Annotated in this window: 19 protein-coding genes; 5 read left to right on the top strand and 14 right to left on the bottom strand. The window is 57.0% G+C overall.

The window, feature by feature from the left end:
- Nucleotides 1–2: 2 nt before the first annotated feature.
- The 3 genes from FE781_RS09445 to FE781_RS09435 are packed head-to-tail and all read right to left on the bottom strand — an operon-like array spanning nucleotide 3 to nucleotide 4,012.
- A complete protein-coding gene (locus FE781_RS09445; RefSeq protein ID WP_138789368.1) occupies nucleotides 3–1,379 on the bottom strand; it encodes a YheC/YheD family endospore coat-associated protein in 1,377 nt (458 codons plus the stop codon).
- A complete protein-coding gene (locus FE781_RS09440) occupies nucleotides 1,379–2,617 on the bottom strand; it encodes a YheC/YheD family endospore coat-associated protein (protein WP_138789367.1) in 1,239 nt (412 codons plus the stop codon). Before FE781_RS09440 ends, FE781_RS09445 begins: the two co-directional genes overlap by 1 nt.
- A 27-nt stretch (nucleotides 2,618–2,644) precedes the next feature.
- Complete coding sequence (locus tag FE781_RS09435) at nucleotides 2,645–4,012, bottom strand: YheC/YheD family endospore coat-associated protein (RefSeq protein WP_138789366.1); 1,368 nt, start codon at nucleotides 4,010–4,012, stop codon at nucleotides 2,645–2,647.
- Nucleotides 4,013–4,217: 205 nt separating this feature from the next.
- On the opposite strand from FE781_RS09435, the gene FE781_RS09430 reads away from it, so the two are divergent.
- A complete protein-coding gene (locus FE781_RS09430) occupies nucleotides 4,218–4,526 on the top strand; it encodes a hypothetical protein (RefSeq protein ID WP_138789365.1) in 309 nt (102 codons plus the stop codon).
- A 122-nt stretch (nucleotides 4,527–4,648) separates the two neighbouring features.
- On the opposite strand, the gene FE781_RS09425 is transcribed toward FE781_RS09430, so the two are convergent.
- On the bottom strand, nucleotides 4,649–6,517 hold the full coding sequence (locus tag FE781_RS09425) for an LTA synthase family protein (protein WP_138789425.1): 1,869 nt from the start codon (nucleotides 6,515–6,517) through the stop codon (nucleotides 4,649–4,651).
- A gap of 63 nt (nucleotides 6,518–6,580) precedes the next feature.
- On the opposite strand from FE781_RS09425, the gene FE781_RS17475 reads away from it, so the two are divergent.
- Nucleotides 6,581–6,889 (top strand): hypothetical protein, encoded by a 309-nt coding sequence (locus tag FE781_RS17475; protein ID WP_170209493.1) that lies wholly within the window; start codon nucleotides 6,581–6,583, stop codon nucleotides 6,887–6,889.
- A gap of 23 nt (nucleotides 6,890–6,912) precedes the next feature.
- On the opposite strand, the gene FE781_RS09420 is transcribed toward FE781_RS17475, so the two are convergent.
- From FE781_RS09420 to FE781_RS09390, 7 genes are all read right to left on the bottom strand, one after another.
- The gene (locus FE781_RS09420; RefSeq protein ID WP_138789364.1) at nucleotides 6,913–7,113 is read right to left on the bottom strand and encodes a hypothetical protein; all 201 of its coding nucleotides are present in this window, start codon (nucleotides 7,111–7,113) and stop codon (nucleotides 6,913–6,915) included.
- Between the two features lie 137 nt (nucleotides 7,114–7,250).
- Nucleotides 7,251–7,616 carry a LytTR family transcriptional regulator DNA-binding domain-containing protein gene (locus FE781_RS09415; protein ID WP_138789363.1) on the bottom strand — a complete coding sequence of 122 codons (366 nt, stop codon included), beginning with the start codon at nucleotides 7,614–7,616 and terminating at the stop codon, nucleotides 7,251–7,253.
- 35 nt (nucleotides 7,617–7,651) lie between these two features.
- Nucleotides 7,652–7,774, bottom strand: a complete 123-nt coding sequence (locus FE781_RS09410; protein WP_138789362.1) for a cyclic lactone autoinducer peptide — start codon at nucleotides 7,772–7,774, stop codon at nucleotides 7,652–7,654.
- Between the two features lie 5 nt (nucleotides 7,775–7,779).
- Entirely contained in the window at nucleotides 7,780–8,295 is a 516-nt protein-coding gene (locus FE781_RS09405; RefSeq protein ID WP_138789361.1) for an accessory gene regulator ArgB-like protein, read from the bottom strand.
- Nucleotides 8,292–8,945 carry a hypothetical protein gene (locus FE781_RS09400; protein WP_138789360.1) on the bottom strand — a complete coding sequence of 218 codons (654 nt, stop codon included), beginning with the start codon at nucleotides 8,943–8,945 and terminating at the stop codon, nucleotides 8,292–8,294. The genes FE781_RS09405 and FE781_RS09400 overlap by 4 nt, the downstream gene beginning before the upstream one ends.
- A gap of 310 nt (nucleotides 8,946–9,255) precedes the next feature.
- Nucleotides 9,256–10,584, bottom strand: a complete 1,329-nt coding sequence (locus FE781_RS09395; protein WP_138789359.1) for a sensor histidine kinase — start codon at nucleotides 10,582–10,584, stop codon at nucleotides 9,256–9,258.
- 218 nt (nucleotides 10,585–10,802) lie between these two features.
- The gene (locus FE781_RS09390) at nucleotides 10,803–11,579 is read right to left on the bottom strand and encodes a sporulation protein (RefSeq protein WP_138789358.1); all 777 of its coding nucleotides are present in this window, start codon (nucleotides 11,577–11,579) and stop codon (nucleotides 10,803–10,805) included.
- 157 nt (nucleotides 11,580–11,736) lie between these two features.
- Here FE781_RS09390 and FE781_RS09385 point away from each other — a divergent pair, with 157 nt between their 5' ends.
- Nucleotides 11,737–13,068, top strand: a complete 1,332-nt coding sequence (locus FE781_RS09385) for a DRTGG domain-containing protein (protein ID WP_138789357.1) — start codon at nucleotides 11,737–11,739, stop codon at nucleotides 13,066–13,068.
- Between the two features lie 525 nt (nucleotides 13,069–13,593).
- Here the strand turns inward: FE781_RS09385 and FE781_RS09380 are convergent.
- From FE781_RS09380 to FE781_RS09370, 3 genes are all read right to left on the bottom strand, one after another.
- Nucleotides 13,594–13,890 (bottom strand): YtpI family protein, encoded by a 297-nt coding sequence (locus FE781_RS09380; RefSeq protein WP_138789356.1) that lies wholly within the window; start codon nucleotides 13,888–13,890, stop codon nucleotides 13,594–13,596.
- A 128-nt stretch (nucleotides 13,891–14,018) separates the two neighbouring features.
- Nucleotides 14,019–14,525 (bottom strand): sporulation membrane protein YtrI, encoded by a 507-nt coding sequence (locus tag FE781_RS09375; RefSeq protein ID WP_138789355.1) that lies wholly within the window; start codon nucleotides 14,523–14,525, stop codon nucleotides 14,019–14,021.
- Entirely contained in the window at nucleotides 14,522–14,854 is a 333-nt protein-coding gene (locus tag FE781_RS09370; RefSeq protein ID WP_138789354.1) for a YtrH family sporulation protein, read from the bottom strand. The genes FE781_RS09375 and FE781_RS09370 overlap by 4 nt, the downstream gene beginning before the upstream one ends.
- A gap of 188 nt (nucleotides 14,855–15,042) precedes the next feature.
- Here FE781_RS09370 and FE781_RS09365 point away from each other — a divergent pair, with 188 nt between their 5' ends.
- On the top strand, nucleotides 15,043–18,648 hold the full coding sequence (locus FE781_RS09365; RefSeq protein ID WP_138789353.1) for a DNA polymerase III subunit alpha: 3,606 nt from the start codon (nucleotides 15,043–15,045) through the stop codon (nucleotides 18,646–18,648).
- 127 nt (nucleotides 18,649–18,775) lie between these two features.
- A complete protein-coding gene (locus tag FE781_RS09360; RefSeq protein WP_138789352.1) occupies nucleotides 18,776–19,279 on the top strand; it encodes a phosphatidylglycerophosphatase A family protein in 504 nt (167 codons plus the stop codon).
- Nucleotides 19,280–19,446: the final 167 nt, after the last annotated feature.

Here is a 19,446-nt window from a genome sequence, read left to right as displayed (position 1 = left end):
CATCACGCTTCCTTCCGGGGACGGAATTTGGCCAAATATACCGAGTAGTCGACCAGATGGTTGAGGGAAGCGCGCCCTTGATGCTTGAGACCCGGATGCTTGAAGATGGAGCGGCCGGGTTTCGAGTTGGCCTCGAACATCCAGATGCGCTCGTTCTGGTCGATGCCGATATCCAGGCCCAGTTCCCCGAGCACTCGTTTGTAGTTTCTTTCGATCGCTTGGCAAAGCTGGATGGCGACCTGCTTGGCGTGTTCCAGCACCTGATTGCCCCGATCGCCGAAGACGAGGCCCAGCGCCTGCTCCGGCGTCATGACCTGGCCGCCGTTTTTCACATGTGTCGTCACGCTTCCCCGTCCCGCCTTTTTGGCGCCGATTCCGGCGACGATCCATTCGTCGCGGGAGTTTTTGTGCATGTGGAAACGGAAGTCGATCGGACAGGAATCGATCTCGATCAGGCGGATGCCCTGCTGCGCGACGTAATTTCTCAGGCGCCCGCGGGAGATGCCGAGCATCGAGCTGAGTCCGGCGAATTTGCCGTAACGGAGCAGGACGTTTTGGTTGTTTTGGCGGAACCGGGCGAAATACCCTTTGCCCGGATGATACGTCAGCCGGTAGATGCCGTTGCCCAGACTGCCCGCCGTCGGCTTCAGGTAGATGAACTTATGCCGTTCGAGCATGGCCTTGAGCGTCTCCGGCGAAGGGTTGATATGGGATTCCGGCACATGTTTTTTCATCTCGTCGCCTTCCAGTATTTTATACACGTCCCACTTGTCGAAATAGCTCCAGTTGAATACCGGGATGCCTTTGCGTATGAACCGTTCCTTAAACGACTCGAACGATTGCTGCTTTTCCGCCCTTCGGCTCGCCAGCCGGTTGTAGACGACGTCCGGCAGCGGCACCGTTTTGCGGACCCACTCGCCTTCGCCGCTGACGAAATGTCCGACGACGGTGCCTTCGGACCAGTCGACGTCGTGGGGCGTAAACGCGAAGTAAAAAGCTTTGTTCGCGCCGGCGCTGAGGTAGGAGCGCATCAGGCTGGAGCGCGGACCGTGCGGCGATTCGGCGGATGTCCGGACCATCGCTCCGGTCATGATACCGATCAGCGGCCCGAGGCGAAGCTCCTGGTTGGCGGCATCGTAGTGAACGTAGGCGCGTCCGGAGCGGGGAACGCGTAGCGCTTGTTTAATGGCGATTGGGAGGTACAGGGTCATCCCCGGCCGTTTAACGAGCTTGATCGGCACGGACACGTCCTTCGAGCCGACTTTAAGCGTAATCGTTTTGACGCCGGATATGCCCAGCGTCTTAACGAGCGATCGAGTGGCCAAAACGGTTTTTTCCGTACCTCCCGTAAACGAAAGGGTGCAGGATGTAAAACTCATTACGTTTCCTCCCCTGGAATTCGATCCAGTAAATAACGTGCGTATCGCAGCGGGTTCCATAAAGCCCTGCGCCGAGCGGCGGTGTCGGCGATCCGTGCGAATACGCTTCGGCCCGGCTTGGAGTTCGCTTCGATCAGCCACAGCTTCTGCCGCCGATCCACGCCGATATCGAGCCCAAGCTCCGCCAGCCTGCCGAAGCGGCGTTCGAGGACGGGGGGCACCTCGACGGAAACCTCACGGATGCGATCCAGCAGTTCGCGGGATGTTTCGGGACCGTACAGACGCTCCAGCAGACGGTCGGCGCGTTCGGCGGTGCCGCCGCCGTGAAGATTGGAGGTCAGCCCTCCCGGACGTCCGATCCGGGCGGCAATGCCCGCCAGCCGCCAGAGCCCTCGCGCGTCCTTCTGGACGAGCGCTCTCAGATCGAACGGCTCGCCCCGGTCGGTTACGAGATCGAGATACGGTTGAAGCAAATAGGAGCGCCGGCGGGTGAAGGCCTCGACGGTCTCGATCATCTCCCGGCGGTCCCGCAGTTCGAGGCGGAACGCCCGATTGTATTCGTCGCGGCCCGTCGCCGCATAGCTGCCGGTCCGCCTGCCGTTGGGCGGAACCCGGTGGATCGCCAGCACGCCTTTGCCCTGGCTGCCGGTCTCCGGCTTCAGAAAGACCGCGTCGAACCGGTCCAGCCACTGGCGCAATTGCCGGCGGGGCTCCTCCAACGCTTCGGTCGGAGGCAGCAGCGGAGCGAATCGTTCTTCTTCGGAGAGTGCGGCGAATACGGCTCCCTTGCCCAACAATCCGTTGCCGAGGAACTGCACGCCGGGATCTTCCCGAAGCTTGCGGATCGCCTCGCGGTATTCGAGGTAGACCTCCCGATTGCCGAAGAAGCAGCGGTCGTACAGGACGGACGGAAGCCTGCGGCGTTCCGCCGTCCAACCGCCTGTTCCGGGCGACCACCGGTAAGCCAGCACCTCCCGCTTGCGCCAGTCGATCGAGTGCGGCGAAAACACCGCGACCTCGAGACCGAGCGCGGGAGCCATTTCGCTAAGATTGCGGTAAAACGCGCGCTCGGGAAACGGCGGTTCCCCCGGCGTCTCGCAGACGAGAATGCCGAGCGTCCGCCTCGTTCCCGACGCCGAGCTTGCCCGCACGGCGTCGTGCCCGGCCAACAATCCGGCTACGCTTCCGGCCGTGCCGGCTCCCGCGCGCTGTTTCTCCAGTTGATGCAAGTGACTCATCTCATGTGCCTCCACCCGTGCGTAGTCTTATAATCCGGCCAGGTAGCGCGCATACCGGAGCGTCTGCTTGACCGAAGGACGGATTTTGACGTTGGCGGCCGGGGAGGCGTCGTTTTTCGACGGCTTGGAATTAACCTCCAGCAGCCAGACCTTGCCGCTGACATCCACGGCGAGATCGACGCCCAGTTCGGCGTAGTGGCCGCCCACCTGGGCTTCGATGCCTTCGGCGATATCCAGCGCGGCCCGGCGCAGTTGGGTCCGGGTTGTGTTCAGCGCGGAGCTGGGCAAGTTCGATCTCGTCAGCGTCTCCTCGACACGGGCGATCGTGCCTCCTCTCGCGATGTTGGATACGAAGTGCCGGTTCCCGGCAATGCGGGCTACCGTTGAGGTGATCACCCAATCGCCCTTCGATCCTCTCTGCACGAGCGCCCGGAAGTCGATCGGCCGGTCGCCTATTTTGATCAGTTGCAGGCCTTGCTGAATCTGATGCCGCTGCGCCTTCAGACGGGCCGAGATCGACTTGAACAGGCCGTTCAGCGTCGCGAATGTTTGCCGCCGGACGCCGCCGGCCATCGTCGTATCGCAGCAATATCCGTTCCCGCATCGGGATATGCGTATAATGCCTTTGCCCAAGCTGCCCGTAACCGGCTTTAAAAAGACGACCGGGTATTTGGCCGTCATGGACTTGAGCATGTCGAATCCCCGGAACAGATACGATTCCGGCAAATATTTCAGACAAGCCGCGTTCTGCTTGAGTGCCTGGAACACGTCGGTTTTGTTCAAAAACCTTTCGTTGAACACGGTCGTCTGATAGCGGGTCTTCACTTCCTTGAAAAAATGCTGAACGCTTGATTTGCTCTCCAGCTTGCGCGTCGTCAGCCGGTTGTACACGACGTCGGGAACGGGGTATTCGGACTTGCGCCATCCTCCCCGATAGCTCCAGCCCGTGATCGTCTGGCCGCTGTTGACTTCGTTCGGGGTGAAGAAAAACACATGCGCGCCCGATAGAGCGGCGGCGATCGTCAACTCCCGGCAAAAGGAGGTGATGGAGCCGAACAATTGACCGTCGGCAGATCCCGGATACACTTTACTGACCAACACGCCGACAAGGGGACCTATCGCCAGCGTCCGAGATCCTTGCCTGTAACCGGCGCTCAGCTTGGCGCCCGTATGCAGCCCCATGCGATGGGCCAGCATGGCCGACAACCGGAGGCCGTCGGCCGGACCGCCTCCGACGGCGGTCACGGATTGCCGGAACGCGCCGAAGCGGAGCGTGATCGGGCTCCCCGCCGGAATTTTGAGCTGTTTTATCGCCTTGTCGCCGATCGCCACGGTTGAACCGCTTGACTCGCCGCTGTCCGGGGAGACGTGAACCGTTAGTTTGACTCTTGACATAGGCCGACTCCTTCCGGCAATAGACTACTCCATCATATGAGGACATAGAGGCCTTGGTGCTTGGGTGCGCCCGTCCGGCACCGTTCCCGCCGCGCCCGGTTCGGGCTCCGGAAGCCGGAGCAAGGCATATATCCGAAGCCTGTCTCATAACGTATAGGAGTAGCTTGTGCGCCGGGCTAAAGCGGCTGGGGGGAGAGAATCTGCGATGAAGAGAACGTGGAGATCGGCTTTATACGGAGTCGCGGCGTTGGGAATGATCGTGTATGCGCTGCCGTCGCTCGAACTGAACCCTTCCGGAGGAGCGGCGTTCTGGTTTGCGCTGTTCTGGCTGGGGTTCGCCGGATTGGTGCTGGCTTCGCAGTTCTACCGGCTGCTGCGGGTCGACGAGGCCCGCGACCGCGAGCTGGCGCAAATCCGTTATCACAAGTGGGAGCGCTGGGAGCGGTCGATCCTGGAGCGTGCTTCCGCGTCGGCCGCCAAGGAGAAGCGGGGAGGCCATAGGGCGCGGGGATAAGGCGCATGGCCCGGGATGGCCCGACAGGAAAAGCCCTTGTCCTCCAGGATGGAGAACAAGGGCTTTTCCGCACGTTTATTTTCGGGACGGCGAGGCGTTCCCCGCAATCCGCCGGCTCACCTCTAAGGTTCAAGCGCGGGCAGTTGCCGCACATAGCTGTCGGACAGGCTCAGCAGCTTCAGCGCCCGATTGACGTGCTCCTCCGTGACCTCGAAGGTCGGAGCGCCGCCGCCGGCCAGCGTGAACCGTCGGCCGTCCTCGTATCCGCTGCCGGTCACGAACAGTTCTCCGTTGCTGATGACGGAGCCGGTCGGCAAATAGTAACGCTGCGGAAGCAGATTGTATGCCGTGTAATTAAACAAGTCCTGGCCGAAGTGAATCTGATCGTCCAGAGATATGCCCAGCAGGTTGGCGATGGTCGGAAGCAGGTCGACTTGCCCGCCCAGTTGCCGGAACGTAGCCGGGAACGTAAAGCCGCCGTCTCCGGAAGCGATGATCAGCGGAATGTTGATCATATCCTTGTACTCGTACTCGCGGCCGTAAATTTCGCTCATCAGCTCCTGGTCCTTGCGGTCCAGCGAGTAAATCGGCAGACCGAAGTGATCGCCATAGATGACGATGAGGCTGTTGTCCCATACGCCGTTCCGTTTCAATTCGTCGATGAACAATCCTAACGCGTAGTCGGCGTAGTTCTGGGCGCGGATATAATTGCCGACGAACGTGTCCTCGTACCGTTCCGGCAGCTTCATCTTGTACTTGCGCTCCGGAATCGTGAACGGGTGATGGGCGGTCATGGACAAAATATGCGAGTAGAACGGCCGGTCCTGCGCATCCATCCGCGCGAGTTCGTCGGCCACTTTGTCGTACAGCACTTCGTCGGACGCACCGAAGAAGACGGTGTCTTCGGTTCCGAAAAACTCCTGGTCGTAATACCGGTCGAATCCGAGAGCGGGATAGAGCTGCCGGCGGTTCCAGAACTCGGCGGTGTTGGTATGGAACGTCGCCGTATCGTAGCCGTGTTCCTTCAGCAGCCGCGGCAAGCTCGGCAGCTTCCGGTCGACGTATTCTTGTACGGCCGGTCCGCGCGGCGGGATATACAAGGACGTATTCACGACGAATTCGGCGTCCGAAGTCGTGCCCTGACCGACCTGCTGATAAAACTTGGGGAAATAAAATTGCGAATGGGCCAGCCGGTTCAGGTTCGGGGTAATCTCGACGCCGTCAATTTTCAGATCGACCAGGAAATTCTGGAACGACTCGAGCTGCAGGACGATCAGATTTTTGCCGGCGGCCGCTCCGTGGTAAGCGGGGGCTGCTACGGGCTTAATGCCCTTCAGCTCGTCGATGGCCTGCTGCGTAATTTGCTCCTTCGGAATCAACTCGGGCTCCTCGTTGTCGGCGAAAATCGTATAAGCCTCGTAGCCGAGAATTCCCATTTTTTCGGCTTTCACCATCTCGCTCATGCTCGCGCGATTGGGGAAAATGTTCATGAAGCAGACCGCCAGAGACAAACTGAACAGAGCGAGAAGCACTTTCCGGTTCTCTTTCCGGGCGATCGCCTTTTTCCAGTTTACCGCTTTTTTTCGCCAGACCATCAGAACCCCGATGATCGCGATATCGGCGAAGACGATCAGGTAGGTCGGATTCAGCAGCGTATACACGCTGTCGCTGACCGCTTTCACCTGGTTCACGCGATCCAACGCATGATACGTGGCGATCACGCCATAGTATTTATAATAGAGCATGACGGCGAAGAAAACGCCGGTCAACAGCAGGTTGACGATCCAGTAATAGAGAAGCTTCCGTTTCGAGGCCAACCATTCGATCAAGCAAAAAGCCATGAGAATAATCGGAATTTCTTTCAGCCACGTGACCCAGGAGGGGCCATCTTCGAAGATGACATACCACGCACAATAGCTCTTGAAAATCATCAGCAGCGAGAATAAGAGAATCGATCTGCTGCCGATTCGCCGCGTGAGCATTCGCGACATTTCCGGCACCTTCTCTCCGTAGTTCTCCCCGACGATCTGACTGCCTGCCGGGGTCTGTTTGTTTTGGGCGGAACGATCCAAAGATTAAGACGATTTTATCTTCCAAATAGTTTCAGGGCCATTGAAAAAATCTTCATGAAAAAACAAAAAACGCATCCCGATAAGGTATGCGTTCCATCAGTTTTGCGATTGTGCCGGGCGGCTTCTGGGCTTCAGGCGCGACCAGGCGAAGCTTTCCGCTTCGCGTCTCATGAAGTCGTCGCAGGTGCCGATTCCGATCGTAGACCGGCACTTGTCTCCATACCTGCACGTCCCGTTCATCATGTCGTCTCCAACCTGAAAGTAACGGCAATTGTAGCAACTGACTCTTAAACTCGCGGCAACGGATCGAAAATTCATAGCAGCTTCTTCTCCATTTCCTCGCATATATGGTTGGTCCAGTCCCTGAACCGCTCGCACCAAATCTCGATCTCTTCCGCATGGTCGGGCGAATCGGCTGCGGGATTTGTTTTTTCCGGGGCGATCCACCGGCTGCGATGCGATACGACCTGGGCGACCATCCTTCTGTAAATGTCTTGTTGTTCCCTCTCTGTCATACTCTCACTCCTAGGGGCTATAAAAAAGCAGTTGCCCCTTTATTCTCTCTTACAGAATAAAGGGGCAACTGGATAAAGTATACATTAAGTCGTGAGCGCAAAATCTTGTTGACTTCTGTCTAGGATTGGAGTATGATTTACTTTTTGCTGTTCTTTTCGACCCAGTGTAAAATTTCCTTGCGATAGGTATTCTTGTTGACGAACGATACCGTAGCAAAATCACTGTTCTTGTCAACGGTTGCGTCGAAATAAACCTTGCCCTGCTCGTCGTCAAACTGGGTGATTTTCTTAACGTTGACCAGGTTGACCCGATCCAGCTTACGGAAACCGAGTGCTTCCATATGCTTGGCCAGCGCGGAGAGGGTGTCGAGCAGGTAAAACTTTCCCTCGTGAGTGTGGAATACAACTGTCCGATCCTCCAAATGGATGTACAGCACGTCTTCCGCGTCCAGCATGACATATTCGGTTTCGTTGTTCCGGTCACGGGTGACGGGGAATTTCATACTATCCCTCCAATGAAGGGTCGGGCGCTGTCATGTCAGTGAAGCAATTCTTCCGGCGTGTCGGGACGGTGGCCCAAGAACATGCAAGCTGTTGTAACGAAGAAAGCAGCAACAGCGAGCAGCAGTTGGGATGCAAGAGCGGCCGTTTTTTTGTTCATAGATATCACCTCCTTGATAAGGCTACCGTTATGGCTTGTATGAAAAAGGCTAATGCCATAACTTCGGAATGAAAAATGAAGTTCGAGCTGACGACAAGCATTGAGACTATTTTTAATAATGGGTAATATTTCTCCGGAATTTTTGAGTTTCCTTTAATATTGCTAGGGGCGAACAAAAGCAACAACAGAAGGGAACCGCCCATTAAAATATAAAAAGCAAGTTCGTTTACGGGTATATGAGGAAGCGGCGCGATCACAGCCGTTGACCCGAGTATACACATAAGTGCCGACTTGAAATGAAATCCACCGGAAAAGAAACGAAGAACTGCGAATGAAATAAGAGCTAAAAACGTTGGCAGTGCCTTTCCCGTTACAATTCCGATCGCCATGGTTAGCACAAAGCCGCCGATCGTTGTAAACAGGATGATCAAAGAATATTTCATGACAGCAACGCTGACCGTTTGTTCAGGGTTGGTCTCTTTGATTCTGGTTGCTATTCGGTTGGCCATTGATTCGATCATTGTTCCACCTCTTTTCGTACAGAATAGTATAGAACGATCGAGAGAAGAACACTGATGACAATTAAACAGATATACAGCATGGCGGAAGTCCCTTTATTGACCATGTAATGAAGGATGGCCAGAGAGAAGGTTGTTATGATCAGAAAGATGGTAAACAGAATATTGTGTTTCTCCCATTTGATTTTTTGCCGTTCGCTGTCCGGAACAAAGGAAAATCCGATCTTTTTACGAGCCAGGAAATAAGACAGTATATTAATTCCCGCAATTGATGCCAATTGGACTACTTTTAAGAGCATAAAGTTCGATAAAATTTGATCGATCGACACCATAAAGTTCAAGATTGTTGTTATACCTAACTGAATAATGATATAAACCGCGTATCCGGTTACACCCATAGAAGCAGCATAAAAGATTTGTACTCGAAAGATAAAACATATAAACAGGATTAAAGTGATCGCTTGCAGCAGAGGGGCGATCGATTTTGTCACGGAGTAGCTATTTAGGAAGAAAGAGAACTGGGACATAAACAAAGAAGAAAATAGCAAATGGTATTTGTAGCTTTTGATTGGGAATCGAAAAACAATTAATATAAATATGAAAGTTGATAAAAACTCGATCGCCGATACAAGTAGAGTGATCGTGTCATGCATGTGGAAAACGACTCCTTGTTTGTTGTGCCTACTATCCTGATAACATTCTACAATACGATTACCATGATAGAAAAGTGAAAATTTTCCTGAACTACCCGAAACTCCTTCCGAATCAGGTATTTAGACCGAAAATTCTAATCTGTTTGCACCATCTGCGCTGAGTACGGTGAAAACTATATATAACATTACAATCCTTTCTAGATGGTGACAAGTCCGTTAGAATTAAAAGTCTTAGGAAAATGGTTTTATACAAACCAAGCAAAGAAAGCGCGTCCACGGAAGTCGGACGCGCTTTCATCGAAGTGACGGATCATAAAATCGGGATGAGGACAGAAAACTCCATTCCTTGATCGGGAATGCTGTTAATTTCCAGTTTTCCCTTGCATTTTTTCAAAAGTTCCTGAACAATCGACAAGCCCAGTCCGCTATGATTGGAATCTTTTGTCGTATATCCGATTTTCAGCATGTTTCTTAATTCGTCCTGCGACACCGCATGCCCGGAATTCCGAACGGTAAAACGGAAATTGTCGCCTTCCCGGCACCCTTCCAGAATAACCAGCCTCTGTTCGGGCGGAAGATGTTGCACCGCGTCGAATGCGTTGTCGACCAGATTCCCCAGCACTCTAACCAAGTCGATCGAGTTGATCGACAATTTCGTGTTTTTCAAAGACTGTATGGCATATTCGAATTTAACATGAAGTCCGATGGATTGTGAAGATTTGGCTTTCAAAAAAGCGGCGATCGCAGGATTTCCAACGGCGATTATTTCGTTAATCTCCTGGATATCGCCCAAGAGTTCTTCGGCATATTCAAGGAGCTCCTTGTTTTTATTCATTTTAACCATCGAATGAATAACTTGGACGTGGTTAAGAAAATCGTGACGTTGTCCGCGAACGACCGTGAACATGCTTTCGATCTCCTGGATGTAGTGATCCTGGGTCATTTGAATGGCTTGCGATTTGGCTTCGGCAACGGCTTTTATGGCCATCAGGCATACACCGATGGTTGTGAAGCTGATAACGGTCAGATAGGAAACGTTTGTAAAGACGTTTTCCCCTTCCAAGGTCGTTCCGGTTACCAGTATTAAAAAAAGAAGAGCAGCTTGAATGCTGACGAGTGTGAATAACCAAAAAAGAGGACTTTTCTTTCTGCCCTTTATGAACCCAAACAATTTATGTCCCAGATCCGTATCGTTTTTAATCCAGACCGAGCTTACCCGGTAACATGCGATAAATATCGGAAGGCAACCGATAATCATAAGGTAAGGGTACCTGAGAATTTGTTCCCGATCCATAAAGGATAACAGAATGCCTACCGTCAGCATCTCCGAGAAGTTGTATCCGACGTAGGTAACCAATGCGGTCTTAAATAATAACGAGATTTTTGTTTTCCTGAAACAAATCAACAACATAACAACGAGGCTGGCAATAAATTGAACGAATTGAACGCTTGGCGGGGACTTGAAAATCATCCCGAAGTTGGCCAAAATGGACTGTCCCAACGCGAAGAAAAGTAACGATCGGGTATTCTTTGCTTCGGGCATTCCCCAGAAAGCCATGCCGAAGCGGATATAGACGAAGCACGCAGGCGTTGAGTACAAGAAAGTGACGGTAAGGAATTTAAGCAGCTCGGACCACATAGACTAGGCCCCTTTTTGCGCGGATCATATTATACGACAAAATTCTACAACTCCATTTAAAAATAGTGTCGAATTTTCTTTGTGAAATTCTAGTTCTACTCTACATGCCCCTCAAGATATTAGCAAGACCTTGCAAATAAAAAAATCCCCTGCCATGACGGGAACCTATTAGGTCTCCAGTCATGGAGGGGCTTATCGATCAACCAGCGCGGGCCGGGTTATTTCGCATGGTAGGCAATCAAACGGTCCAGCTCACTGGCGATCACGGCCGGTCCTCTGGCGAGGTCGGCGGACGAGAATCGCAGCACCTGCTTGCGTTCGTCCAGCTCCATCGCTTCTTCGAGGAAACCGAACAAGCCGCGGGCGCGGCGGTCGACTTCGATCAGCACATCCACGCCGTGGGCGTTCGGGAAGAAGACAAGCTCCAGTTCGTCCAGACGTCCGCGATAGGCGGGAGAAGGAGCGAATTCGAACTCTTGCACGAACGGAAGGTCCCGGCCCAGGGTAGGGCTGTATTCGTTTTCCGTCTTGCGCAGACGGAAGCCCAGATGATGAACGGCTTCGAGGACCGTGCGAACGCTCGGATGCGGATGAACCTGAACATAGTCGTGATCGGTCGGATCAAGCGCGTTGTCGATGTCAAGAGAGGTTTTCAGCCATACCGGCGTGCGGCCGATGGTCGTAGGCGTCTCCGGCGGGAGAGTGAACTGAAACGGAACCTGGATCGTCTCGCCGGGCCCGACGGTTATCGGTTCCGATATCCTGAACCGGCGAATGACGCAAGTCTCCGCTATTTTTTTATCATCGCTCTCACGGATATATTGGGTCATCAGTTGAAGATAAATGCTGGACACTTGCTGCTCGACATGGCCGCCCTGGATGACGACGACGCCTCGAACTTCTTCGCCCGGCGTCAGTTGATCGGACTCGAGCCGGGTGTCTACCTGCGAACTGCCGATACCGACGCTGGCCAGCATACGTTTGAACAGAGACATGATAGGCGCTCCCTCCGCGTGACAGAGAATATGGAATGAAAATTTCCTTAATTTACTATAACAGAGTGCGAAGGCTGGAAGCAAAGCCGATTTTGCTGTACTATTGCAAGAAACGGCAACGTTATTACCGGATCTGACGTCGGAAGGCGGGCATGGCATGGAGGAAGGATTTTTGTCGGCAACGAAACACGAGTCGATACTGAAATATATCGAGAGCCTGGCGGTCGGAACGAAAATATCGGTGCGGAAGATCGCCAAGGCGATGGATGTCAGCGAAGGAACGGCTTACCGGGCGATCAAGGAAGCGGAAAATATCGGGCTCGTCAGCACCCGGGAGAGGATCGGAACGGTTCGCGTCGAGCGGAAGCGGTCCAATATCGACAAGCTGACGTTCGCCGAGGTCGTCAACATCGTGGACGGCGATGTGCTGGGCGGCAAATCGGGGCTGACGAAGACGCTGAGCAAATTCGTGATCGGCGCGATGGAGATTGACGCGATGGTCAAGTATATCGAGGCAGGCTCCCTGCTGATCGTCGGCAACCGGGAGCAGGCCCACGCCAGGGCGCTGGAGGAAGGCGCGGGCGTTCTGATCACGGGCGGATTCGGCGCGAGTCCGGCGATCCGGAAGCTGGCGGACGAGCTGGGGCTGCCTCTGATCTCGTCGAGCTACGATACCTTTACCGTCGCTTCCCTGATCAACCGCGCCATCTACGACCGCCTCATCAAGAAAAAAATTATGCTGGTGGAAGACCTGATGCGGCCGGATGCCAGGCACTATTCGTTGAAGGCGACGCATACGGTCCGCGATTGGGAGAAGCTTCTGGAGGAAACGGAGCATAGCCGCTTCCCCGTCGTGGACGAATGGAATCGGGTGATCGGCATGGTGACCGCCAAAGACGTGCTGCATGGCGATCCGGACCAGCCGATCGAGAAGTTTATGACGAAGACGCCGCTTACCGTTACGCCGCAGACGTCGGTCGCGTCCGCGGCCCATCTGATGGTGTGGGAAGGCATCGAGCTGCTGCCCGTCGTGGACGCCAAAGGGAAGCTGATCTCCGCGATCAGCCGCCAGGACGTGCTGAAGGCGCTGCAGTACAGCCAGAAGCAGCCGCAGATCGGAGAGACATTCGAGGATCTGATTATGGCGGAGTTCGAGGAAGAGCGCGACGAGAACGGAGCGGTTCAATACCGCGGCGTCGTTACGCCGAGGATGACCAACCGGCTCGGCACGGCTTCGGAAGGGGTGCTGACGACGCTTATGGCGCAGGCGGCTTACGGTGCCCTCGGCCACGTGCGCAAGAGCGATCTCGTGCTGGAGACGATGTCGAGCTATTTCCTGCGGCCGCTGCAGATCGATTCGGAGATCATCGTGAAGCCCCGAGTCATGGAGGCGGGACGCAAGTTCGGCAAGGCGGACGTGGAGATTTACAGCCAAGGCAGCCTGGCGGCCAAATCGATCCTGGCGGCCCAGGTGATCGATCACGGATAACGGCCGCCGATCCGAGGGGGAGACGCTCCGAACCAGCGCCAGGAGTCGCGGCATTCGCCTTCAAGCGGCGGAAGAGGCAAAAATAAAAGACAACGGGCGGGAATGAGACTTTCCTGCCGGGTGTTGGCGCACCGAGGGATCGTCGGAGACGGACGTCAGGCGCGTCAGGCCTTCTTTATATAAAATATCGTTAACCCCATCGTTTTGCTCGTCCCGGATGCCGTTAGCGATACGAAATATCACTAACAAAGGGATCGGACAAGATGATTTGGGAAGTCTGGGGACTTGACGATATTTTATAACGCTAAACTCCGCTCCGGCAGACGGATTCCGGGTGATAGCGATAAAAAATATTGTTATCCGAGCCCAGCCGCCTATTCTCGCCTATTCAAGCAAAGCCGCCAGCTCCGCGAACGGCAGCTCGGACGCGCTGTCGATCAGTTTGAGCCGTTATCTATGCGGGCATGCTGTCAACGAGCCGCAGCCAGCGCCATTGTCCGGCGGCAGCCGGGTTGTCGGGTGTGTTCAATCGTCATCGGGCAGCCGCATGTAGGCGGAATAACTGCGCAGGCCGGCATACAGGTTGAAGACGCCGATTATGAGGAACACGGTGGCAACCGTGCGGCGCGTGCCGGTATCGACAAACAGAAAAAGCAGCGTGACGGCGGCGAAGATCAGCATGATGCCCATGCTGATGTTTGTTTTTGCGGCGCTGAGTCCTCTGGCTTTGCGCCCTTTCAGCCGGCGGGTGCGGATGCTGAAATAAACGGAGACGCAAGTGATCGCCAGCAGCAAGCCGAGCATGATGATCTGGATCCACATGATGAATTTCTCCTTCGAAGTGCCGACGGCCTTCCGGAACAGCCGGGCTCACCGAGTGAGCGGGTTGCCGGCAAGGGCAGCTCCATTCGGATGGTTCTCATTCAATTTATCGGTTTTTGCGGCAAAAATCAACGGCTCGTTTCCCCGCCGACGTGCGGCCGTGCGGTTACCCATACGCGCAGCTCGTCGTTCAGCACCGCGATGGTGCGCATCTCGACCAAATATTGCGTGCTGCCGACGATATAGATCCGCCGAATGATCTGTTCGATGATCTGGTCGTACTCCGGATTGCCCAAAATGCTGGCGGATTTGCCCTTGAACAGCTTCAGTTCCGCTTCGACCAGCCGTTTCAGCTCGTCGCGGGCAAGCTGGTCGAGCGCCGTGTCGTCGCGTGTTTCGACGCGCACGTCGATCTTGGTGACGACCGACCGTCGCGCGGTGAGCTTGCGGGCCGAGTCCAGGTCCTCCTTCAGCTTGCGGTTCTCGTCGATCAGCCGCAGATTGTCGCTCATGACCAGGCTGAAATTCAACTGGTAGGCGAGCATGATCGCGACCGCTCCGACGACGGAGCCGACCAGGAACAGGCCGAGTCCCTGAAGCCAGACGGACGTAGGATCGAAGCGGGGCACTCTCACGCGCGCAGTCCCCCTTCGCAGATCCACTCGATCAGCGCGGTTCCCATCTGCGCGCCCACGAACGCGCTGACGATGTAGAGAATTTGCCGGAACGCCGAATTCAGATAGCCTTCGGCCAGGTTGAATTCGATGATCCGGATCGGATCGATCGTTCCGCCGACGGCGGCGACCAGCGCCCATACTTTCACGTTGCGCGCGATCTCCAGCATATACGGAGCCGGAGGTTTAAACAGCAGGATCGACCACACTCCCGCAAGCAGAGAGGCGCCGAGCACCATGCCGAAGGCCACGAAAAAATTTTTCGTCAGGTCGGACAACAACGGAGCCATATAGCATCCATCCCTCTTGTACTGCGATTTCGAAAGCTTTCGGGTCCTCGGCCTCGCCGCCCGATCGGAGGAAGCCGGTCCCGCCAGGAAAAAAGCGGATTTGTACAAGTCTATGGGACATCCCGGCCCAACTATGCTACAATATTCAAAAAGAGAACGTATGTTTGATGGATCGGGGGCGAAGGACGATGAGCGGATTCGTCCATCTGCATGTGCACAGCGAATACAGCTTGCTCGACGGAGCCGCGAGAATTCAACAGCTCGTGCAGCGGGCGGCCGACATGGGGATGAAGGCGCTCGCGCTGACGGACCACGGAGTGATGTACGGGGCGATTCCGTTTTACCGGGCGTGCCTGGAACACGGCATCAAGCCGATCATCGGCTGCGAGGTCTATGTGACGGCCGGGTCCATGTTCGATCGCGGCCCCCGGCACGAGCAGCCCGTCTATCATCTGATTCTGCTCGCGAAGAACGGAACCGGTTACCGGAATTTGATGAAAATATGCTCGGACGCCCATCTTCACGGCTTTCATTACCGGCCGCGCACGGATCTCGAACAGTTGGCGAAGCACGGCGAAGGCCTGATATGCCTCAGCTCTTGCCTGCGCGGCGAAGTGCCGCAGCGGCTGCTGGAAGGCAATCGCGAAGAGGCGGTTGCGGCCGCGAAGCGTTACCGGCAAATATTCGGCGAGGATTATTACATCGAGCTGCAGGACCACGGCATGCTGGAGCAGCGCAAGCTGCTGCCCGAGCTGATCTCGCTCGCCCGCGAGCTGGACGTACCGCTTGTCGCGACAAACGACGTGCACTATCTGGAGCGGGAGGACAGCGAACTGCAGGAACTGCTGATGTGCATCGGCACCGGCAAGACGCTGGAGGACGAGGACCGGTTGAAAATCCACGGCGATCAGCTTTATCTCAAGAGCGAGGCCGAGATGGCGGAGCTGTTCGGCTACGTGCCGGAAGCGCTGGCGAATACGGTTGCCGTAGCCGATAAATGCAATCTCGTTCTGGAGCTGGGCAAACATATCTTGCCGTCGTACGAGCCGCTGCCCGAAGGGATGAACGCGGAGAGCTACCTGCGGGAGCTGTGCGAGGCCGGTCTGAAGGAGCGATATGGGCATCTGGACGAGTGGCGGTCGGAGGAAGGAAGACGGCGGCTGAACGAGCGGCTGGATTATGAGCTGGACGTAATCGCCCGGATGGGCTTCTCCGACTATTTCCTGATCGTCTGGGATTTTATCCGCTACGCGCACGAGAACGGCATCGCCACCGGACCCGGGCGCGGCTCGTCGGCTGGCAGTCTCGTCGCTTACGTGCTGCGCATTACGGACGTCGATCCGATCCGGCACAAATTGCTGTTCGAGCGTTTTCTCAATCCCGAACGGGTGACGATGCCGGATATCGATATCGACTTCAGCGACGAGCGGCGGGACGAAGTGATCCGGTACGTCGCCGACAAATACGGCCGGGACCGCGTGGCGCAGATCATCACGTTCGGGACGCTGGCGGCGCGCGCAGCGGTTCGCGACGTCGGCCGCGCGCTTAACGTGCCGTACGCCGATGTCGACCGGGCGGCCAAGCTGATTCCGATGCAGCCGGGCATGACTTTGGAGGCGGCTCTGCGGCAGTCGCCGGAGCTGCGGGCGATGGCCGAGCGTGGCGGCAAGACGGGCGAGATGCTCAAGTTCGCGCGCAAGGTGGAGGGGCTGCCGAGGCACGCGTCCACCCACGCGGCCGGCGTCGTAATCTCCCGAGAAGCGCTGACCGAATTCGTACCGCTGCAGGAAGGCAGCGAGACCGCTCCGCTGACGCAGTACCCGATGGAGCATCTGGAAGCGGTCGGCCTGCTGAAGATGGATTTCCTCGGTCTGCGCAACCTGTCGATCATCGAGCGCACGCTGAAATTCGTGAGGGACCATCTCGGCGTCGAGGTATCGTTCCGGGAAGCGATGGACAACGATCCGCTCACCTACGGGATGCTGGGGCGCGGGGACACCACGGGCGTGTTCCAGTTGGAGTCCGCCGGCATGAGGCGGGTGCTGCGGGAATTAAAGCCGAGCGGATTCGAGGATATCGTCTCGGTGCTGGCTCTGTACCGTCCGGGGCCGATGGAGTTTATACCGAATTATATCGCCGCCAAGCACGGCAGGATGGAGGTGCGGTATCCGCATCCCGATCTGGAGCCGATTCTGAAGGATACGTACGGGATTATCGTCTACCAGGAGCAGATCATGCAGATCGCCTCGCGGATGGCCGGATTCACGCTGGGCGAAGCCGATCTGCTGCGCCGCGCCGTCAGCAAGAAGAAGCGCGAAGTGCTGGACGAGCAGCGCGGGCGCTTCGTGCAGGGAAGCGTCCGCATGGGATATTCGGAGACGGACGCGCATACCGTGTACGACATGATCGTGCGGTTCGCGGACTACGGCTTCCCGAGGGCGCATGCGGCCGCTTACGCGGTGCTTGCGTTCCAGACGGCTTATCTCAAGGCGCATTACCCCGTTCCGTTTATGGCTTCGATGCTGGCTTCCGTCATGGGCAATCAGCGCAAGCTGGCCGAATACATCGAGGAGTGCCGGCGCACGGGCATCGAGGTGTTGCCTCCCGACGTCAACGAGAGCGGCGTCGGCTTCACGCCGGTGTTCGTCGGGGACGGCAAAGGCGCGATCCGCTTCGGGCTTGCGGCGATCAAAAACGTCGGCCATCATGCGATCGAGTCGATCCTTCAGGAACGCAAGGAGAAGCCGTTCGCTTCGCTGATGGACTTCTGCCGCCGCGTCGATCTTCGCGTGTGCAACAAGCGGGTCATCGAATCGCTGATTCAAGCGGGAGCCTTCGACCGGCTCGGCGGACATCGCGCCCAACTGATCGCGGCGCTGGACGAGACGGTGGAGGCGGCGGTCAAATGGCGCAAGGAGAGGGACGAGTTCCAACTGCATCTGTTCGGCTTCCACGAGGACGACTCGTGGGAGACGCCGCTGCCCGAGGTTCGTCCTTATGATCATAACCGGCGGCTGGAGCTCGAGCGGGAGCTGCTCGGCATGTATTTGTCGGGCCATCCGCTTGACGGTTGGCAACGCGTGCTGGAGCATCCCGAGCTGGACGAACTGCACCTGCTCGCCGAGTCCGGCAAGGACGGGCAGATCGTTATTACGGCAGGCATGATCGTCTCGGTCAAGCCGATCGTCACCCGCAAGGGGCAGCAGATGGCGTTCGCCGAGCTGGAGGATCGCGTCGACCGCGCGGAGCTTGTGCTGTTTCCCGAGCTGTGGCGCCAGACGGGCGAGCGGCTCGCCAAGGGCAGCTTGTGGCTGGCCGTCGGCCGCCTGCAGATTCAGGAGGAAGGGCCGGTCAAACTGGTCGGCGAGCGGTTGTATCCGCTGGACGAATCCCATCCCGACGCGCTGGAGCAGGCGCTGTTGGCGGCGCGCTCGCTCGCGGCCCGGCCGCAGCGGACCGGCGGCGGCACGGGATCGGGGCAGCGCCGTCCTTACGGGCGGGAGGCCGGCCCCTCCTCGCCTATGACGGTTGCCGCCGGGACACGATCGCCCGCCGCCGGCTCCGGCCGTCCCCGGCTTTACGTGCGCGTCGCGCCGGATATGGAGGAGCCCGGCCGGCTGAAGCAGCTTCAGCGGCTGCTTCAATCCTCGCGCGGCACGGTGCCGGTCGTGCTGTATTACGAGCGCACCCGCCGCGCCGTGGAGCTGAATCCGGCGTACAACGTCCAGCCGGGAGAGGAACTGCTCCGGGCCGTCGAGAAGTGGATGGGGCCCGGCTCCGTCCGCGTGAAATAACTGGCACATTTGCAGCGGTATCCGCATACGCTGATAGAACCACGGCCAAGCCGCATATCGAATGCGGCCGGACGCGGGGAGGGGCGGTCCCCGAGGCTTGTCCCTCGAATCGGCGGGAGGAATGCGGATGGATACGCAATCCGTGATCGAATTGCTGGAAAGTCGGGGCGTGACCGTCCGGGAGGTGGCGTCGATTGTGCTGCGGCTTCAGCAGCCGTACAATGCGTCGCTGACCCTGGCGGATTGCGAGGAGAGCGTGCGCCATGTGCTCGGCAAGCGAGAAGTGCAGTATACGCTGCACACCGGCATCGCCTTGGACATCATGGCGGAGCGGAAGCAACTTCCGGAGCCGTTGCAGTCGATCCTGGAGCGGGACGAGTCGCTCTACGGCGTCGACGAGACGCTGGCGCTCGGCATTACGAGCGTCTACGGCATGATCGGCTTGACAAGCTTCGGATATCTGGACAAGGAGAAGATCGGCATCATCCGAAAGCTGAACGAGGACCATCGCCGCATTCATGTGTTTCTGGACGACCTCGTGGCCGGACTGGCGGCAGCCGCTTCCGCGCGGATCGCCCATCGGGGCGGCGAATCGGCCGGAAGCGCCAAGTTGCGCCGGCCGGATGCCTGAACACGGCCCGCCTGCTCGCGGCCGTGTCCGGAAAACGGCGGGGCGTCTCCGGTCCGGCGGTATGAAACGGCGCAATCGTCCTGAAGGAGCCGGACGGCTGGGCCGTTTCTTCATGCCGAGGGATTTTTTAAGGCCGAAGTCGATGGGTGTCGCCGAGACGCGTCTAT

Origin of the sequence: Paenibacillus thermoaerophilus (assembly GCF_005938195.1) — a bacterium.
GTDB classification, from domain to species: domain Bacteria; phylum Bacillota; class Bacilli; order Paenibacillales; family Reconciliibacillaceae; genus Paenibacillus_W; species Paenibacillus_W thermoaerophilus.
The sequence above is the reverse complement of the archived record's forward strand: the minus strand, read 5'-3'. Positions and strand labels throughout refer to the sequence as shown.

What these genes read in the sequence shown, in the direction of transcription:
- FE781_RS09385 (WP_138789357.1), top strand. Translation starts at nt 11,737, where the DNA reads ATGGAGGAAGGATTTTTGTCGGCAACGAAACACGAGTCGATACTGAAA.
- FE781_RS09390 (WP_138789358.1), bottom strand. Translation starts at nt 11,579, where the DNA reads ATGTCTCTGTTCAAACGTATGCTGGCCAGCGTCGGTATCGGCAGTTCG.
- FE781_RS09440 (WP_138789367.1), bottom strand. Translation starts at nt 2,617, where the DNA reads ATGAGTCACTTGCATCAACTGGAGAAACAGCGCGCGGGAGCCGGCACG.
- FE781_RS09410 (WP_138789362.1), bottom strand. Translation starts at nt 7,774, where the DNA reads ATGAACAAAAAAACGGCCGCTCTTGCATCCCAACTGCTGCTCGCTGTT.
- FE781_RS09360 (WP_138789352.1), top strand. Translation starts at nt 18,776, where the DNA reads ATGGATACGCAATCCGTGATCGAATTGCTGGAAAGTCGGGGCGTGACC.
- FE781_RS09370 (WP_138789354.1), bottom strand. Translation starts at nt 14,854, where the DNA reads ATGGCTCCGTTGTTGTCCGACCTGACGAAAAATTTTTTCGTGGCCTTC.
- FE781_RS09415 (WP_138789363.1), bottom strand. Translation starts at nt 7,616, where the DNA reads ATGAAATTCCCCGTCACCCGTGACCGGAACAACGAAACCGAATATGTC.
- FE781_RS09445 (WP_138789368.1), bottom strand. Translation starts at nt 1,379, where the DNA reads ATGAGTTTTACATCCTGCACCCTTTCGTTTACGGGAGGTACGGAAAAA.
- FE781_RS09435 (WP_138789366.1), bottom strand. Translation starts at nt 4,012, where the DNA reads ATGTCAAGAGTCAAACTAACGGTTCACGTCTCCCCGGACAGCGGCGAG.
- FE781_RS09430 (WP_138789365.1), top strand. Translation starts at nt 4,218, where the DNA reads ATGAAGAGAACGTGGAGATCGGCTTTATACGGAGTCGCGGCGTTGGGA.
- FE781_RS09405 (WP_138789361.1), bottom strand. Translation starts at nt 8,295, where the DNA reads ATGATCGAATCAATGGCCAACCGAATAGCAACCAGAATCAAAGAGACC.
- FE781_RS09365 (WP_138789353.1), top strand. Translation starts at nt 15,043, where the DNA reads ATGAGCGGATTCGTCCATCTGCATGTGCACAGCGAATACAGCTTGCTC.
- FE781_RS09425 (WP_138789425.1), bottom strand. Translation starts at nt 6,517, where the DNA reads ATGTCGCGAATGCTCACGCGGCGAATCGGCAGCAGATCGATTCTCTTA.
- FE781_RS09380 (WP_138789356.1), bottom strand. Translation starts at nt 13,890, where the DNA reads ATGTGGATCCAGATCATCATGCTCGGCTTGCTGCTGGCGATCACTTGC.
- FE781_RS09420 (WP_138789364.1), bottom strand. Translation starts at nt 7,113, where the DNA reads ATGACAGAGAGGGAACAACAAGACATTTACAGAAGGATGGTCGCCCAG.
- FE781_RS09400 (WP_138789360.1), bottom strand. Translation starts at nt 8,945, where the DNA reads ATGCATGACACGATCACTCTACTTGTATCGGCGATCGAGTTTTTATCA.
- FE781_RS09395 (WP_138789359.1), bottom strand. Translation starts at nt 10,584, where the DNA reads ATGTGGTCCGAGCTGCTTAAATTCCTTACCGTCACTTTCTTGTACTCA.